Raw genomic sequence first — 16534 nt, forward strand, 5'->3', positions numbered from 1 at the left:
GCCGCACAGAGCGTTTTCAGTGGCGGTCCGTTTTCAGTTGACGAGTCGGCCTCCAATCGAAGTATGTAGCGGATGCACAGCCCAAATCCAGACATGTCTCAGCTATTCGCGGACCGTCAGGCCCAGCGCAGCACCCTGCATAACCGGTATCTGAACGAGCAGTTCGTCCGAGTTCTCAAGACCATCGGCTATGATGTCGGCTTCCAGAAGGGGCAGGGGCAGTACCTCTACGATCGCGAGGGCGCTCGCTACCTTGACCTGTTGTCCGGCTTTGGCGTGTTTGCGATCGGACGCAATCATCCTGTGATGCGCGATGCGCTCAAGAGCGTGCTCGATGCCGATCTGCCCAACCTCGTCCAGTTCGACGTCTCGACGCTCGCCGGCGTGCTGGCCGAACGGCTGCTGAAATACGTTCCCTATCTCGACAAGGTGTTCTTTGCCAATTCCGGCGCGGAATGCGTCGAAGCCGCGATCAAATTCGCGCGTGGCGCGACCGGCCGTCCCGGCATCGTCTATTGCGCCCACGGCTACCACGGCCTGACCTATGGCGCGCTGTCGCTGACCGGCGACTCGAATTTCCGCACCGGATTCGAGCCGCTGTTGCCGGGCTGCACGCCGGTCCCGTTCAACGATCTGGCTGCGCTGGAAAAGGCCCTGGCCTCGCGCGAGGTTGCCGCTTTCGTCGTCGAGCCGATCCAGGGCAAGGGCGTCAACATGCCCACCGACGAGTTCCTGCCCGGCGCGGCCGCGCTCTGCAAGAAGTACGGCACGCTGTTCGTCGCCGACGAGATCCAGACCGGCATGGGCCGGACCGGCCGCTTCCTTGCGGTCGAGCACTGGAACGTCGAGCCCGACATGGTGCTGCTGTCGAAGTCGCTATCGGGCGGCCACGTGCCGGTCGGCGCCGTGCTGACGCGCAAGAGCATCTTCGACAAGATCTTCAACCAGATGGACCGGGCGGTGGTGCACGGCTCCACCTTCTCCAAGAACGACCTTGCCATGGCCGCGGGCATTGCCACGCTCGACGTCATGGAGTCCGAGAAGCTGATCGAGTCCGCCGCCAAGCGCGGCGCCGAGCTGCGCCTCGCGTTGACGCGCATGGTGCCCGGCTACGAGCTGATGAAGGAAGTGCGCGGCAAGGGCCTGATGATCGGCGTCGAGTTCGGCCCGCCGAAGTCGCTGCGCCTGCGCGCCTCCTGGAACGTGCTGGAGACCGCCAACAAGGGCCTGTTCTGCCAGCTCATCACCGTGCCGCTGTTCAAGGACCACAAGATCCTCACGCAAGTCGCCGGCCACGGCAGCCACACCATCAAGCTGTTGCCTCCGCTGACCATCACTGAGGAAGACTGCCGCTGGATCGAGCGTGCCTTCGACGACGTCATCGCGGGCAGCCACAAGGTCCCCGGCGCGATCTGGTCGCTCGGCAAGACGCTGGTGGACAACGCGGTGAGAAGGTCGGCGTAGGCCGAGTCTCACGCCGCCTTTGGCTTGTTCACTGTCTCGATGCGGTCGAGAGCTTTGCCCAGATCGCGTTTGGCGATCTGGATGTCGTAAGCATTCTGGAGATTGAGCCACAATTCGGCGGTCGTGCCGAGCGCCTTGGCCAGACGAAGTGCTGTGTCAGCGGTGATTCCGGTCTGCTCACTCGCAATCCGCTCGATACGCGTGCGTGGCAGGCCACATGTCCTGGCAAGCGCACCGGCGGACATGCTCAACGGGATCAGAAATTCCTCACGCAGAACCTCGCCAGGATGTATGGGTTTGAGTTTCTTGGCCATCGTCACGTTTCCTTTAGTGATAATCCATGATCTCGACGTCAACTGGGCCCTGTGCGGTCCAGATGAAGCACACTCGGAACTGATCGTTGATCCGGATCGAACGCTGTCCCTTGCGATCACCCGCGAGAGCCTCGAGGCGATTGCCGGGCGGGGCGCGCAAGTCACCAAGTCGCCCGCAGCGTGCAGATAACGCAATTTCCGGTGCGCGTAAGCGCGCTTATGGTGCTGCGCCGCGTCCGGGGCGCGAGATCTATTTCGAAAAATCCCTCAGGGCCTCGACCACGCGCCCCGGCACTTCCTGCGCCACGCAATGCCCGGCGCCCTCAAAGACCAGCGTGCTGACGCTTGGGATCAGTGACACGGCGCGCGATGCCATCTCCTTGTAGATCGGGTCCGACTTCGCCGCGGTCGTGACGCGCGCGGGACAGCCGATCTCGACGAGCGAGGCAAACGGATTGCCGCGGGCGTCGCCAACATAGACCTGCTCCATCGCCTCATAGATCGGAAGCAGGATAGCGGATTCGATTTCGGGCATGCAGCAGAGCCGGACGCGGCCGTCGTCGAGCCGCGTGAAGCCGTGGCGTACATAAGCCCATAGCGACGTCTCGGTCCAATCCGCAAACGCTGGCGCTTCGCGGTAGCGCGCGAACACGGCGTCGGCGCTGTCGAATTCAGCCCGCCGGCGCAGCGTGCCCTGCACGCGGGCGAGGGATTCCCCGCTCAAATCCGCGGAGCGCGCCGTGCGCGGATCCATGACCGTCGGCTCCATCACGAACAGGCGTGTGAAGGATCCCGGTCGCATTTTTGCTGCCAGCAGCAGGTCGGTCGCGCCCGCGCTGTGGCCAATGCCGTAGACGTCTCGGAGATCGAGCGCATCGATCACCCGGCAGACGTCGTCGGCGTAATCCAGGAAGTGATAAGCACCGGGCTTGTGGCTGGCGCCGTGGCCGCGGCGGTCGAGCGCGTAGACGGTGTAGGTCGATGCAAGCTCTCGCGCGACCTCGTCCCAGACATCGGCCACGAAGCCGGTGCCATGCAGGAGGAGGGCGGGCGGCCTTCCGCGCGCGCCCCATTGCAACATGGCGATCTCTGCGTCGGCCGGGCCGATGGAAAAACGGTGCGGATTGATCATGGGTGAAGCAGTGATGCGCTGAGGGTTGGTTTACTTCGCGTCCTCCAGGATCATCGTGGCCCCTTTCTCCGCAATCATGGCCGTCGGCGTGTTGGTGTTGCCCGAGGTTATCGTCGGCATGATCGAGGCATCGACGATGCGCAAGCCTCCGAGGCCGTAGAAGCGCAGGCGCTCGTCGACCACCGCCATCGGATCGTTCGCCGCACCCATCTTCGCCGTGCCGACGGGGTGGAAAATGGTGGTGCCGATATCGCCGGCGGCCTTGGCCAGCGAGGCGTCGTCGTCACCGACGGAGGGACCGGGCAGATATTCGCTTGGTTGGTACTTTGCGAGCGCCTTCTGCTGCATCAGGCGCCGCGTGGTGCGAATGGCGTCGGCGGCGACCTGGCGGTCGTCATCGGTCGACAGATAGTTCGGCGCGATGATCGGCTTCTCATCTAGTGTCGCCGCGCGCAAGCGAACGATGCCGCGCGAGGTCGGCTGCAGATTGCAGGCGCTGACGGTGATGGCGGGAAAGCGGTGCAGGGGATCGCCGAACTTGTCGAGCGACAGCGGCTGCACGTGAAACTGAATGTTGGCGCGGGCGCGAGTCGCATCCGAGCGCGTGAAGATGCCGAGCTGCGACGGTGCCATGGTCAGAGGACCGCGGCGGCGGAAGGCGTAATCGAGTCCCATCAGGCCGCGGCGGAAGAGGTTGTAATAGGTCTCGTTCAGCGTACGGACGCCCTCGACCCTGTAGATCGCGCGCTGCTGGAGGTGGTCCTGGAGATTGCGCCCTACACCCGGCTTGTCCATGACAATGTCGATGCCGAGCGGCGACAGCCAGTCGGCCGGTCCGATGCCGGAGCGATGCAGCACCTGCACCGAGCCGATCGAGCCTGCAGAGAGGATGACCTCGCGTTTCGCACGCGCCTCGACGATCTCGCCGTTCCGGATGAAGCGGACGCCGACGGCGCGGCCCTGCTCGATGATGAGGCGGTCGACCAGCACATGCTTCTCGAGCCGCAGATTGGGGCGGTTCAGTGCGGGCTTGAGGAAGCCGCGCGCCGAAGACCAGCGCCGGCCGCGCTTCTGGTTGACGTGGAAATAGCTCGTGCCTTCGTTGTCGCCGGTGTTGAAATCCGGGATGCGCTTGATGCCCATCTCCTCGGCGGCATCGCCGACGGCGTCGAGAATGGCCCAGGACAGCCGCGGTGCCTCGATGCGCCAGCCGCCGCCGGCGCCGTGATGCTCGCTGGCGCCGAGGAAGTGGTCTTCCAGCCGCCTGAACAGCGGCAGCACGTCGTCATAGCCCCAGCCGGTCAGCCCAAGCTGGCGCCAATGATCGTAGTCGGCGGCCTGTCCGCGCATCGAGATCATGGCGTTGATCGCCGAGCAGCCGCCGATCACCTTGCCGCGGGGATAGGCGAGCGAACGGCCGTTCAGGCCAGGCTCGGCCTCGGTCTTGAACATCCAGTCCGAGCGGGGATTGCCGATGGCGAAGAGATAGCCGACCGGGATGTGGAACCAGATCCAATTGTCGTCGCCGCCGGCTTCCAGGATGAGGACGCGGTTGTTGCGATCGGCCGAGAGCCGGTTGGCGACGATGCAGCCGGCCGTACCGGCCCCGACGACGATGTAGTCAAACTCACCTTCGAGCCGCCTTGGCATTCTGCTTCCACCCGGATGGTCACTTTGCGTTCCGTCTAATAGGCAGACGCAGCGGATTGGGACAAGCCCGGCCATGACGAGAGAACAGAGCTACCCCGGACCCTCCGCCGGTTGGGTGGACCGGCGCTTGCATGGTAGAGAGGTCTTTATTCCAACAAAGCTCGAGACCCTCCATGCCTATCGTGAACCGCGTCGCCGACCTTCAGCCCGACATCCAGGCCTGGCGGCGGGACATCCACCAGCACCCCGAGCTGCTGTACGACGTCCACCGCACCGCAGCATTCGTCGCGGATCGCCTGCGGGAGTTCGGCTGCGATGAGGTCGTGACCGGCCTCGGCCAGACCGGCGTGGTCGGAGTGATCAAGGGCAACAAGCCGGCCGGCGAGGGGCTCAAGGTGATCGGCATGCGTGCCGACATGGACGCGCTGCCGGTCGAGGAGCAGACCAATCTGCCTTACGCCTCCAAGAACCCTGGCAAGATGCACGCCTGCGGCCATGACGGCCATACTGCGATGCTGCTAGGTGCCGCCCGCTATCTCGCCGAAACCCGCAACTTCGCCGGCGATGCCGTGGTGATCTTCCAGCCGGCCGAGGAGGGCGGCGCCGGCGGCGCGGCCATGGTCAAGGACGGCCTGATGGAGCGCTTCGGCATCGACCAGGTCTACGGCATGCACAACGGGCCGGGCATCCCGATCGGCTCGTTCGCGATCCGGCCGGGTCCGATCATGGCAGCGACCGACGAGGTCGACATCATGATCGAGGGCGTCGGCGGCCACGCCGCGCGTCCGCACAAATGCGTCGATTCCGTGCTGGTCGGTGCGCAGGTAATCACGGCACTGCAGTCGATCGTTGCGCGCAGCGTCGATCCGCTTGAATCGGCCGTGATCTCGATCTGTGAATTCCACGCCGGCAACGCCCGCAACGTCATTCCGCAGACCGCGACGCTGAAAGGCACGATCCGCACCCTATCGCCGGAGGTGCGCAAGCTGGTCGAGAAGCGCGTGCGTGAAGTCGTGGCAGGCGTGGCGCAGATCACCGGCGCCAAGATCGACCTGCGCTACAAGCGCAATTATCCCGTCGTGAACAATCATGCGGCGGAGACCGAAGTGGCGCGGCGCATCGCCGAGCAGGTTGCGGGCGAAGCCAATGTGCACGACATGGCACCGCTGATGGGTGGCGAGGATTTCGCCTACATGCTCGAAGCGCGGCCCGGCGCCTTCATCTTCTGCGGCAACGGCGACAGCGCCGGCTTGCATCACCCCGCCTACAATTTCAACGACGCGGCGATCGTCTACGGCACGTCCTACTGGGTCAAACTGGTCGAGGAATCGCTGGCGGCCTGACTACCGACGTCAGGATATCGAGATTCCGGGTTCGGTCCTGCGGCCGCCCCGGAATGACGACTTGAATGCAAAGGGCCGGGACATCAGGCAGCCCGGGCGGCCTTCTTCTGCAAGGCAGCGGCGATCTTCAGATCCTCGACAAAGCGCTGATACTCCAGCACCTTGGCTTCAGGATCGGGCAGCCGCAGCAGATAGGACGGATGCACCGTCACGAGTGCTTTGCGTCCGTCGGGAAGGTCTATGAGCCGGCCGCGGTTCTTGCCGATCGGGGTGATCTTGCCGAACACGCTTTGCGCGGCGGTCGCGCCCATCGCCACGATGAGATCGGGCTGGATTGCCGCAACTTCCCGCTCGTACCATTGCCGGCAGGCCCGGATCTCAGGTGTGTTCGGCTTCTGGTGCAGGCGGATCTTTCCACGCGGCACGAATTTGAAGTGCTTGACCGCGTTGGTGACATAGACCTTCTTGCGGTCGACGCGGGCTTCCTCCAGCGCGCGGTCGAGCATCTGACCGGCGGGACCGACAAAGGGATGGCCGGCGAGGTCTTCCTTGTCGCCGGGCTGTTCGCCGACCAGCATGATGTTGGCGGACTTCGGGCCTTCGCCGAACACGGTCTGGGTCGCGTCCTTATAGAGATGGCAGGCGCGGCAATGCGCGGCCTCCTCGCGGAGCGTTTCGAGATCGTCGGCAGCTGGCTTGCGTTTCATCGGAGCCTCCGGCCGCTTCTGAGGCTTGCGCGGATCGGTTGCGGCATTGGCGATCATGGCACCGGTCATGCGTTCGGCGTCCTCGATCAGAGGCTTAATGATCGAAGCCTCGGGCAGGTTCCTCCAATATTTCTTCGGCATTTCGGCCTGCATCGCCTTCACCTTGAGCCGGGCCGGATTGAAGATGCTGGCGTAGTAGCGCCGCCAGGTTTCTTCCAGCCGGTCTTCGCTCGGTGCTTCGCTCCTGCTGACGCCGGATGCGAACGAAAGTGCGTGGCCATCCCAATGCGCGCAGAGGTCCGGTGTCAGGATCGACCAGGGCATGTCGGCAAAGCGCTTGGCGAAGAACGGCGCGGCGAGCTCGACGATGTGATGCTCCGGCTCGAACCAGGCGACGTAATGCGCCTGGCGTTCCCGGCCGATCTCGCGGAAGCGGACGAAGGCGTGCATCTTGTGCTCGTCGCGATGGACCGCCTTTGCCATGGCCGTGACTTGCGCGACGTCAGGATCGGTCGCAACCTCGATGAGGTCGTGATTGTCCTTCAATCGCCAGAGCAGGCGATAGAGGATCGCAAAACGCTTGATATCGCGGTGCAGGATTGCGGTCTTGGCCAGCTCGACGAATTTTGCTGATACGTTGAAGGTGCCGTCATTCACCTCGAGGATCGGAGACGGCGAGGGTGGCGCGAACAACTCCGCTTCGCCGCCTCGCACGGCCCAGGTGACATCGCGCGGCTCCACATGATGTAGAACGAGCGTGCGGGCGGCTTTGCGCCAGCCGTCGAAATCGGTTTCGGTATCGAGGGTGATATACTGCATCAGAAGCCAAATCCGAGTTGCATTGCCTTCGGCTTGAACCGTTCGATCAGCCGCGCCCCGTCGAGCCGATGTGGCGAGGGGCGGTGATCGCTGAGGACGATGAACGGCAGCGCCTTGTTGCGGGGCACGTGCAGCCGCGCGAGATCGGAGACACGGATCGTGGTGGTGCGCCGCGTCGCAATGATGCGTTCGACCGCCTTGGTGCCGAAGCCCGGCACGCGCAGCAGCTCCTCGCGGCTGGCGCGGTTGACGTCGAGCGGGAAGCGGTCGCGATGGCGCAGCGCCCAGGCCAGCTTGGGATCGATGTCGAGCGGCAGCATCGCGTTGTCGTCGACGATCTCGCCGACGTCGAAGCCGTAGAACCGCATCAGCCAGTCGGCCTGGTAGAGCCGGTGCTCGCGCAGCAAGGGCGGCGCCCGCAGGGGCAAGGCGCGGCTGGCATCGGGAATCGGACTGAAGGCGGAATAATAAACGCGCCGCAGCCGGTAGGCGCCGTAGAGATTGGCGCTGGTGTGGAGAATGGTGTGATCGGAGGCCGCGTCGGCGCCGACGATCATCTGCGTGCTCTGGCCGGCTGGCGCGAAGCGTTGCGCCTTGGCCTTCGTCTTCGTGCTGCGATCTTCCTCGGCCTCGTCCAGCTTCAGCCGCAACCGGCCCATGGTGCGGCGGATCGCTCGGACGTCCTTCTCCGGCGCGAATTGCTGCAGGCTGGTCTCCTGCGGCATCTCGATATTGATGGAGAGGCGGTCGGCATATTTGCCGGCCTCCGCGATCAGCGCGTCGTCGGCTTCGGGAATGGTCTTCAGGTGAATGTAGCCGCGGAAGTGATGCTCCTCGCGCAGCTTTCGCGCGACGCTGACGACCTGCTCCATGGTGTAGTCGGGGCTGCGGATGATGCCGGAGGAGAGAAACAGGCCCTCGATGTAATTGCGCCGGTAGAAGTCGAGCGTCAGCTTCACGACCTCGTCGATGGTGAAGCGGGCGCGCGGCACGTTGGAGGAGGCGCGGTTGACGCAATAGAGGCAATCGTAATTGCAGGCGTTGGTCAGCAGCACCTTGAGCAGCGAGATGCAGCGTCCGTCCGGCGCGTAGGAATGGCAGATCCCCATGCTGGGCGCGGTCGAGCCCATCCCCTTGCCGTCGCTGGAATCCCGCTTCTCGGTGCCGCTGGAGGCACAGGACGCGTCGTATTTGGCGGCGTCCGCCAGGATTTCCAGCTTGCGTTGTACGTCCATCCTTGAATCCCTTTGATTCAGCTCACGAATCCGATCGAGCGCCAATTCGATTGACTCTTCTGGCCCCGTTAGCTTTATATTAGAACATATCATGAACAAATGAGCCAGCCGTTGGTTCTTCTTTTGAAGGCCACGGCACCAATTCCTGAAGGAGCGGCGAGCATGAGCGGCGCACGCAACAGCGCGCTTGCGACCTTGCGCGGCCAGATCGAACGCATCGAGACGGCGGAAATCGTGCATCAGCACGATCGCGTCGCGCTCGGCCATGGCGAGGCCGACAGCGCGCTGAAGGGGGGGCTCGCGCGCGCGGCGATCCACGAGGTGTTTTGCGAGGGGCGTCAGGGCGCTGCCGCGACCGGCTTCGCCATGGGCCTTGCGGGACGCGTGAGCGCGCGTCGGCCGCTGCTGTGGGTGCGGCAGGATTTTTCGGAGATAGAGACGGGCGCGCTGTCGATGAGCGGGCTAGCCGAGCTCGGCCTCGATCCGGGCCGCGTGGTGATGGTGCGTGCCGCCGATGTCGAGAGCGCGCTGCGCACCTCGGCCGATGCGCTCGCCTGCGATGCGCTGGGCGCCGTCGTGCTCGAGCTCTGGGGCGAGATCAGACAGTTCGATCTCGTGGCGAGCCGCAAATTGACGCTCGCCGCGCAATCTTCCGGCGTTACCGGCCTCTTGCTGCGGATGGCCGCGCAGCCACTGCCTTCGACCGCGGAGACGCGATGGATGCTGCGTGCGGCGCATTCGCCGCCGGGGCCGGCTTGGAGTGTTTGGGGCGCGCCGGTGTTCGATGCCGAACTCTTGCGCAATCGTCATGGCCCATGCGGCCGGTGGATCATGGAATGGAATTGTGATGAGTGCCAGTTCAGTGAACCGTCGACGTATCCTCAGCCTGTGGCTGCCGCGCCTGCCCATCGACAGGATCCAGCGGTTCTTCAGCAGCGCCGGGCTGGGTGAAGCCAATCATGAGCCGAGCATCGTCGTCATCAAGGACAACAATGCGCTGGTGATCCATGCGCTGGACGAGGCCGCCGAGCGCCTCGGCCTGTATATCGGCCACCCCTTGGCCAATGCGCGGGCGATGTGTCCTGACCTGAAGGTGTTCGATGCCGATATCGTGGCCGATGCGAAGACGCTCAGCGATATCGCCGACTGGTGCGACCGCTTCACGCCGTTGGTGGCGCTCGATGCGCCGCACGGGCTGTTCCTCGACATCACCGGCTGCGCGCATCTGTTCGGCGGCGAAGCCGCGCTGCTAAAAACGCTAGTCCGGGCGCTGGCGCGCCAGGGCTTTGCCGTCAGCGCTGCGATTGCCGGGACCTCGGTCTGCGCGCGCACGCTGACGCGGCAGGCCACGGGAACCATCGTTGCAGATGGTGGGGAGGCGGCTGCGATCGACCAGTTTCCGGTGTCCGCACTCGGGGCGGGCGAGGCGATCACGACCGGCCTGCGGCGCGCCGGGCTGAAGACCATCGGCGATGTCGCCTCGCGCAGTTCCCACGAGATCACGGCGCGGTTTGGCGCGCGGTTCTCCACGCTGCTCGCGCATGCGCTGGGGCAGGGCGATGCGCCGATCAACCCGCGCAAGCCGCTGCCCGATTACATCGTGGAGAAGCGCTTCGCCGAGCCGATCGCGACCGACACCATGATCGCGATGACGCTGTCGCGGCTGGCGGACACGCTGATCGCATCCATGGAGAAGCAGGGCAAAGGCGCACGACGACTTGAGGCCGCCTTCTTCCGCACCGACGGCGTGGTGCGCGCGATCACGGTCGAGACCGGACGCCCCGTGACGCGAAGCGCCGTGATCGACCGGCTGTTCCGCGAACGCCTCGATGCGCTCGCCGATCCCCTCGATCCCGGCTTCGGCTTCGACATGGTGCGGCTGTCGGCGAGCCGCACCGAGATCGTGGTGCAGGAGCAGCGCGATCTCGATGCGCATGTCCACGACAATGACGAGATTGCTGCGCTGATCGACCGCATCGCCGCGCGCATCGGCGGAAAGCGCGTCGTCGTGCACCTGCCGAAGGACACCCATATCCCTGAAAGCGCGGTGCTGGCCGCGCCGGCGCAGCATCATCTCACGGCTGCCATGCAAGCCGAATGGCCGGCGCGTGCCGAGAGCGAGCCGCCGCTGCGCCCCTTGCGGCTGTTCGACAAGCCGGAGCCGATCAAGGTGCCGTTCGCGACTGTGCCGGATGGTCCGCCGCATCAATTCACCTGGCGCCGCGCGCTGCATGCGGTGGTGCGGGTGGAGGGGCCCGAGCGCATCGCCATGGAATGGTGGCGGCAGGACGGCAAGCAACTGACGCGGGACTATTTCCGCATCGAGGATGCCGAAGGCCTGCGTTTCTGGATCTTTCGCGACGGTCTCTACGAGGGGGAGACGTTCGACGGCGAAGGCAAGCCCGTTTCCCCCAACTGGTATGTGCACGGTCTCTTCGCATGACCACGCCCGCTTATGCCGAGATCGGCATCACCACCAACTTCTCCTTCCTGCGCGGCGGCTCGGATCCGCGCGCCTATGTGCATCAGGCCAGCATCCTCGGCATCCCCGCGATCGGCATTGCCGACCACAACACGCTCGCCGGCGTGGTGCGGGCCTACAAGGAGCTCGACAATGCCGAAGTGCTGCACAAGCCGAAATTGCTGATCGGCGCGCGCATCGTCTTCATCGACGGCACGCCCGATATCCTGGTCTATCCGCGCGACCGCGCCGCCTATGGCAGGCTGTGCCAGCTTCTCACCCGGGGCAAGCGCGGCGACGACATCACGCGGATCGAGAAGGGCGAATGCCATCTCGCCTTCGCCGATCTCCTGGAGTTTTCGGAAGGCCAGCTGCTGGTCCTGACGTTGCCGCATCGCTTCGAGCCCGCTCAGGCGCTGAATGTTCTTTCAAAGCTCAGGGATAGCCGCGCCGAGGGCGTGTGGCTGGCGGCGAGCCTGATCTATCGCGGCGACGACAGGCGTCGCCTGGCGCGGCTCGATGATCTCGCGGCAAAAGCTCGGGTGCCGCTGCTTGCGACCAACGAGGTGCTCTATCACCATCCCGTGCGCCGTCCTCTCCAGGACGTGCTGACCTGCATCCGGGAAAAGACCACGATCGATGCGATCGGACGGAAGCTGGAGGCCAATGCCGAGCGGTTCCTGAAGACGCCGCGAGAAATGGCGCGGCTGTTTCGCGATTTCCCCGATGCGATCGCGGAGACCATGCACTTTGCGGACAAGATCGACTTCTCTCTCGACCAGCTCAAATACCAATATCCCGACGAGCCGGTGCCGCCGGGAAAGACCGCGCAGGGGCATCTGGAGGATCTGACCTGGGCCGGTGTCGACAAATATTTCGGCGGCAAGATCGACGACAAGCTGCGCGCGACGCTGAAGAAGGAGCTCGCGCTGATTGCCGAGCTGAAATACGCGCATTACTTTCTCACCGTGCACGACATCGTGCACTATGCACGCAGCCAGAACATCCTGTGCCAGGGGCGGGGATCGGCGGCGAATTCGGCCGTCTGCTACGTGCTCGGCATCACCTCGGTCGATCCGACCAAGGTCGATCTGTTGTTCGAGCGCTTCATCTCCAAGGAGCGACTGGAGCCGCCCGACATCGACGTCGATTTCGAGCATTCGCGGCGCGAGGAGGTGATGCAATATGTCTATCGCCGCTATGGCCGCCATCGTGCCGCGATCATCGCTACCGTCATCCATTATCGCCCGCGCAGCGCCATCCGCGACGTCGGCAAGGCGCTGGGCCTGACCGAGGACGTCACCGCCGCGCTCGCCGACACCGTCTGGGGCAGCTGGGGCAAGGGCCTCAACGACATGCAGGTCAGGCAGGCCGGGCTCGATCCCAACAATCCCATGATCAACCTCGCGGTCGAGCTTGCGACCGAGCTGATCGAATTCCCGCGCCATCTCTCCCAGCATGTCGGCGGCTATGTGCTCACCCAGGACCGGCTCGACACCTATGTTCCGATCGGCAACGCCGCGATGGACGACCGCACCTTCATCGAATGGGACAAGGACGACGTCGACGCGCTCAGCATGATGAAGGTCGACGTGCTGGCGCTCGGCATGCTGACCTGCATCCGCAAGTGCCTTGACTTGATCGATCGGCACAAGGGCGAGCGTTTTGTGCTGGCGAGTGTTCCGCAGGACGATCCCAGGGTTTACGACATGCTGTGCGCCGGGGAGTCGCTCGGCGTGTTCCAGGTCGAGAGCCGCGCGCAGATGAACATGCTGCCGCGCCTGAAGCCACGGACCTTCTACGATCTCGTCATCGAAGTCGCGATCGTGCGCCCCGGGCCCATCCAGGGCGACATGGTGCATCCCTATTTGCGGCGGCGAAACGGGCTTGAGAAGGTGAGCTATCCCTCGCCGTCACCGGAGCATGGCGACAAGGACGAGCTCTACAAGGTGCTGCACAAGACGCTCGGCGTCCCGCTGTTCCAGGAACAGGCGATGCGCATTGCGATCGAGGCTGCACATTTTACGTCCGAGGAAGCCAACGGCCTGCGCCGCTCGATGGCGACCTTCCGCAATGTCGGCACCATCGGCCAATACGAGGAGAAGCTGATCGGCAACATGGTGGCGCGCGGCTACGACCCCAACTTCGCCAGAAGCTGCTTTGACCAGATCAAGGGATTTGGCTCCTACGGTTTTCCTGAGAGTCATGCCGCGAGCTTTGCGCAACTGGTCTACATTTCGTCGTGGCTGAAGCACTACCATCCCGACGCCTTCTGCTGCGGCTTGTTGAACTCGCAACCGATGGGCTTTTATGCGCCGGCGCAGATCGTCGGCGATGCCCGCAAGAACGGCGTCGAGATTCGCGACATCGACGTGTCCTACAGCTTTGCGCAGAACACGCTGGAGGAAGGGAGCGGCAAACATTGCGCCGTGCGCCTCGGCTTTCGCCAGATCGACGGCTTTCACTGGCTCGATGAGGATGAGGAGAGGCTGAAGCGCTCCCAGTCGTCATTCCGGGGCGACGCGTCAGCGTCGAGCCCGGAATCCATAACCCCGATCGGGAGTATGGATTCCGGGCTCGCGCCAAGAGGCGCGTCCCGGAATGACAACATGGAAAGAGTGCCCGACTGGGCCGACCGCATCGTCGCGGCACGCAGCCGCCGTCCCTTCACCTCGCTCGAAGACTTCGCCCGCGACACCGGCCTGCCCAAGCGGGCGTTGATCCTGCTGGCGGATGCCGATGCGTTCCGCTCGCTCGGGCTCGATCGCCGCGAAGCGCTGTGGCAGGTGCGACGGTTGCCCGACGACGTGCCGCTGCCGCTGTTCGAGGCGGCGACCGCGCGCGAGCAGCCGGACGAAGGCGCAAAGCCGCTGCCGGCGATGCCGCGTTCCGAGCAGGTGGTCGCGGACTACCAGACCATCCGGCTGTCGCTGAAGGGCCACCCGATGGAATTCTTGCGCGAGATGTTTTCGCGCGAGCGCATCGTCGCCTGCAAGGACATCAGTCACGAGAACGAGCGGCGCCGCGTCCGCTGCGCCGGCGTGGTCCTGGTGCGGCAGCGGCCGGGCAGCGCCAGCGGCGTCGTGTTCATGACGCTGGAGGACGAAACCGGCATCGCCAATGTCGTGGTCTGGCCCAAGATCATGGAGCAGTACCGCAAAGAGGTGATGGGCGCGCGCCTCATCCTGGTCGAGGGCTATATCCAGAGCAGCCCCGAAAAGGTGACGCATCTCATCGCCCAGCGCATGGTCGACCGCTCGCACGATCTGGTCGGCCTCGCAAACGATGCACTCGGCGGCAAGCATCCGGTGCCGGCAGGCGCCACCGTGGTCGAGCCGCTCAACGACGACCCTCGCGCCCTCACGGACATGCCCGCGCAAAAAATCCGCCACCCCCGCGACGTCCGCATCCTGCCGCCCTCGCGGGATTTTCATTGAGGGATTATGAACAACCGCAGGAATCGGCCGATCCTGCCCAACGATCAATACGATTTGAATCGAGTCTCTAAGCAACCTGAAAGCGAGGCGTGCCTATCATTCGTAGTGCCCATTTTGACACGGCGGGAGTCAATATTTGCAGCTGGAAGCGCCGCAACGATCGCGCGGCCTCGCCGTCGCCGTAAAGCAGGATCGAAGACCCTCCCGCATCGACAGGCTGGGCCTCTGGTTCTCCAAGAGCAGCATGATCGACGGGCTTTGGATCGGGACAACCGAAAGCAAGCCTTACCCGGCGTTGCGCCGCGTGGAAGAGGCGCTCCAACTCATCAAGCGTCACGACACACTCAACTACTCACGTATCTCCCGCAATCTCGATCGAATATGGGTACATCTGCTCCCCAGCGCCCAGGCGCACTATGATCGGTCACTAAACGCCTGCGCCCTCGATGAACGTTACGTTCTCAACGAGACAATGACGCCTGAGCGGATCGCCTCTACCATCGTCCATGAAGCGACCCATGCACGGTTAGACGGATGGGGGATCATCTATGAGGAATCGAGCCGCTATCGAATCGAGGCGGCCTGTCTTCGGCGCGAGCTCAGCTTTCTCAAGAAGCTGCCCGACACCGGGCTCATGCTGGAGGAAATCGTTCGTACATTGGAGTGGTGTGAAAGCGACGAGACCTACCTTTCCGACGCCAGCTTTCGGAGCCGCGAAGACCAGGGCCAGATTGATACATTGCGCTATTTGAACGTACCGGATTGGCTCATACAATTTGCAATGTGGCTCATTCGCAGGCGGCGTTCGCGCGTATCCACCCAATAAGCCTCTGTGCTTCTGCGAAGAGCGAAGCGGCGAAGCAATCCAGACTGTTCCCCGGAAAGACTCTGGATTTCTTCGCTGAGCCCGTCATCGGGCCGCGCTACGCGATCCGTTGGCCCGCAAATGCCGAGTTTGTCGAGAGATCGCGCGCCACACTCTCAGTCGTCATTCCCCGCAAAGGCGGGGAATCCAGTACGCCGCGGCTTCTCGACTGAACCACAACTGTCTCGGAGTACTGGATCGCCCGGTCAAAGCCGGGCGATGACAGTGTGCCCCCTCAAAAATTCACGCGGTTCGAGATCGCGCCATCCACGACGAGATTCGATCCCGTCGTGAATCCCGACACCGGGCTTGCCAGAAACACCGCCGCGCTCGCGATCTCCTGGGGCGTTGCCATGCGTCCCGTCGGGTTGCGGCTCATCGCATCCTTGTAGCGCTCGGGCATGTTCTGCTCGATCATCTCCCAGACACCGCCCTTGAAATAGACCGTGCCGGGCGAGACCACGTTGACCCGGATCTTCTTCTTCGCATATTGCCGGGCCAGCCCCTTGGCCATGTGGATCAGCGCGGCCTTGATCGGGCCGTAGGAACTGGCCGTGTCCGCCTGAGCCGCCGCGATCGACGAGATGATCACGAAGGCCGCATCGCCGCGGCTCGCGCCGCTGGCTTCGAGGAACGGTCGTGCGGCATCGAACGCATGCACGGCGCCGAGCACGTCGAGCCGAAAATTCTGCTCCCAAGACGCGGGATCGCTGCCTTGCGCCATCGCGCCCGCATTGGAGAACAGCAAGTCGACGCCGCCGAGCTCCTTCGCTGCATTCTCGATCCAGGATTGCAGCGCCGCGCCGTCGGTGACGTCGACCGGGCTGCCGGTAGCCTTGATGCCGCTCGCCTTCAGCTCTGCGACAGTGGCCGCAACCTGATCGGCGTTACGCGCGCACACCGCGACATTGGCGCCTTCACCGGCCAGCGTCGCCGCAATCGCCCGCCCGATGCCGCGCGTGCCGCCGAGGACGATGGCGTTCTTGCCTTTGAGACCGAGATCCATTGTTGGTTTTCCTTGTGTTGGTCGCAGTGAGTGTAACCGTTTCAGACGATACGCAGAAGCCTCGACATCGTCATTGCGAGGGGCTCTTGCGACGAAGTAAT

General features: G+C 64.1%; 12 protein-coding genes and 1 pseudogene. 6 read left to right on the forward strand and 7 right to left on the reverse strand.

The features are described 5' to 3' along the window. Positions 1 to 72 precede the first annotated feature (72 nt). Complete coding sequence (gene hpnO / locus ACSHT2_RS31105; protein WP_440638691.1) at positions 73 to 1464, forward strand: aminobacteriohopanetriol synthase HpnO; 1392 nt, start codon at positions 73 to 75, stop codon at positions 1462 to 1464. Between the two features lie 8 nt (positions 1465 to 1472). Here the strand turns inward: hpnO and ACSHT2_RS31110 are convergent, their stop codons facing one another. The 4 genes and pseudogenes from ACSHT2_RS31110 to ACSHT2_RS31125 all read right to left on the reverse strand — a co-directional run bounded on the left by ACSHT2_RS31110 (position 1473) and on the right by ACSHT2_RS31125 (position 4560). Further along, complete coding sequence (locus ACSHT2_RS31110; RefSeq protein WP_440638692.1) at positions 1473 to 1778, reverse strand: HigA family addiction module antitoxin; 306 nt, start codon at positions 1776 to 1778, stop codon at positions 1473 to 1475. A gap of 13 nt (positions 1779 to 1791) precedes the next feature. Further along, positions 1792 to 2042: pseudogene (locus ACSHT2_RS31115) on the reverse strand (type II toxin-antitoxin system RelE/ParE family toxin). Then, on the reverse strand, positions 2029 to 2910 hold the full coding sequence (locus ACSHT2_RS31120; RefSeq protein ID WP_440638694.1) for an alpha/beta fold hydrolase: 882 nt from the start codon (positions 2908 to 2910) through the stop codon (positions 2029 to 2031). Before ACSHT2_RS31120 ends, ACSHT2_RS31115 begins: the two are co-directional and overlap by 14 nt. Positions 2911 to 2940: 30 nt before the next feature. Further along, positions 2941 to 4560, reverse strand: a complete 1620-nt coding sequence (locus ACSHT2_RS31125; protein WP_440638695.1) for a GMC family oxidoreductase — start codon at positions 4558 to 4560, stop codon at positions 2941 to 2943. Positions 4561 to 4733: 173 nt separating this feature from the next. Here ACSHT2_RS31125 and ACSHT2_RS31130 point away from each other — a divergent pair, with 173 nt between their 5' ends. Further along, complete coding sequence (locus tag ACSHT2_RS31130; RefSeq protein WP_440638696.1) at positions 4734 to 5903, forward strand: M20 aminoacylase family protein; 1170 nt, start codon at positions 4734 to 4736, stop codon at positions 5901 to 5903. Positions 5904 to 5986: 83 nt separating this feature from the next. Here ACSHT2_RS31130 and ACSHT2_RS31135 read toward each other — a convergent pair whose 3' ends face one another. Both ACSHT2_RS31135 and ACSHT2_RS31140 read right to left on the reverse strand, forming a co-directional pair. After that, the gene (locus ACSHT2_RS31135) at positions 5987 to 7429 is read right to left on the reverse strand and encodes a UdgX family uracil-DNA binding protein (protein WP_440638698.1); all 1443 of its coding nucleotides are present in this window, start codon (positions 7427 to 7429) and stop codon (positions 5987 to 5989) included. Next, a complete protein-coding gene (locus ACSHT2_RS31140) occupies positions 7429 to 8664 on the reverse strand; it encodes a putative DNA modification/repair radical SAM protein (protein ID WP_440638700.1) in 1236 nt (411 codons plus the stop codon). The genes ACSHT2_RS31135 and ACSHT2_RS31140 overlap by 1 nt, the downstream gene beginning before the upstream one ends. Before the next feature lie 162 nt (positions 8665 to 8826). Between ACSHT2_RS31140 and ACSHT2_RS31145 the strand changes: the two genes are divergently transcribed. The 4 genes from ACSHT2_RS31145 to ACSHT2_RS31160 all read left to right on the forward strand — a co-directional run bounded on the left by ACSHT2_RS31145 (position 8827) and on the right by ACSHT2_RS31160 (position 15388). After that, entirely contained in the window at positions 8827 to 9615 is a 789-nt protein-coding gene (locus tag ACSHT2_RS31145; protein ID WP_440638701.1) for an ImuA family protein, read from the forward strand. Continuing rightward, the gene (locus ACSHT2_RS31150; protein WP_440638703.1) at positions 9512 to 11107 is read left to right on the forward strand and encodes a Y-family DNA polymerase; all 1596 of its coding nucleotides are present in this window, start codon (positions 9512 to 9514) and stop codon (positions 11105 to 11107) included. Before ACSHT2_RS31145 ends, ACSHT2_RS31150 begins: the two co-directional genes overlap by 104 nt. Further along, positions 11104 to 14562, forward strand: coding sequence for an error-prone DNA polymerase (locus tag ACSHT2_RS31155; protein ID WP_440638704.1), 3459 nt, complete (start codon positions 11104 to 11106; stop codon positions 14560 to 14562). The genes ACSHT2_RS31150 and ACSHT2_RS31155 overlap by 4 nt, the downstream gene beginning before the upstream one ends. Before the next feature lie 136 nt (positions 14563 to 14698). Then, positions 14699 to 15388: a hypothetical protein gene (locus ACSHT2_RS31160; RefSeq protein ID WP_440638705.1), complete on the forward strand. Its 690-nt coding sequence runs from the start codon at positions 14699 to 14701 to the stop codon at positions 15386 to 15388. A gap of 274 nt (positions 15389 to 15662) precedes the next feature. On the opposite strand, the gene ACSHT2_RS31165 is transcribed toward ACSHT2_RS31160, so the two are convergent. Then, positions 15663 to 16433 (reverse strand): SDR family NAD(P)-dependent oxidoreductase, encoded by a 771-nt coding sequence (locus ACSHT2_RS31165; RefSeq protein WP_440638706.1) that lies wholly within the window; start codon positions 16431 to 16433, stop codon positions 15663 to 15665. Positions 16434 to 16534 lie beyond the last annotated feature (101 nt).

The sequence above is a fragment of the Bradyrhizobium sp. PUT101 genome, assembly GCF_052043945.1.
GTDB lineage: Bacteria > Pseudomonadota > Alphaproteobacteria > Rhizobiales > Xanthobacteraceae > Bradyrhizobium.

What these genes read in the sequence shown, in the direction of transcription:
- hpnO (WP_440638691.1), top strand. Translation starts at nt 73, where the DNA reads ATGCACAGCCCAAATCCAGACATGTCTCAGCTATTCGCGGACCGTCAG.
- ACSHT2_RS31110 (WP_440638692.1), bottom strand. Translation starts at nt 1,778, where the DNA reads ATGGCCAAGAAACTCAAACCCATACATCCTGGCGAGGTTCTGCGTGAG.
- ACSHT2_RS31120 (WP_440638694.1), bottom strand. Translation starts at nt 2,910, where the DNA reads ATGATCAATCCGCACCGTTTTTCCATCGGCCCGGCCGACGCAGAGATC.
- ACSHT2_RS31125 (WP_440638695.1), bottom strand. Translation starts at nt 4,560, where the DNA reads ATGCCAAGGCGGCTCGAAGGTGAGTTTGACTACATCGTCGTCGGGGCC.
- ACSHT2_RS31130 (WP_440638696.1), top strand. Translation starts at nt 4,734, where the DNA reads ATGCCTATCGTGAACCGCGTCGCCGACCTTCAGCCCGACATCCAGGCC.
- ACSHT2_RS31135 (WP_440638698.1), bottom strand. Translation starts at nt 7,429, where the DNA reads ATGCAGTATATCACCCTCGATACCGAAACCGATTTCGACGGCTGGCGC.
- ACSHT2_RS31140 (WP_440638700.1), bottom strand. Translation starts at nt 8,664, where the DNA reads ATGGACGTACAACGCAAGCTGGAAATCCTGGCGGACGCCGCCAAATAC.
- ACSHT2_RS31145 (WP_440638701.1), top strand. Translation starts at nt 8,827, where the DNA reads ATGAGCGGCGCACGCAACAGCGCGCTTGCGACCTTGCGCGGCCAGATC.
- ACSHT2_RS31150 (WP_440638703.1), top strand. Translation starts at nt 9,512, where the DNA reads ATGAGTGCCAGTTCAGTGAACCGTCGACGTATCCTCAGCCTGTGGCTG.
- ACSHT2_RS31155 (WP_440638704.1), top strand. Translation starts at nt 11,104, where the DNA reads ATGACCACGCCCGCTTATGCCGAGATCGGCATCACCACCAACTTCTCC.
- ACSHT2_RS31165 (WP_440638706.1), bottom strand. Translation starts at nt 16,433, where the DNA reads ATGGATCTCGGTCTCAAAGGCAAGAACGCCATCGTCCTCGGCGGCACG.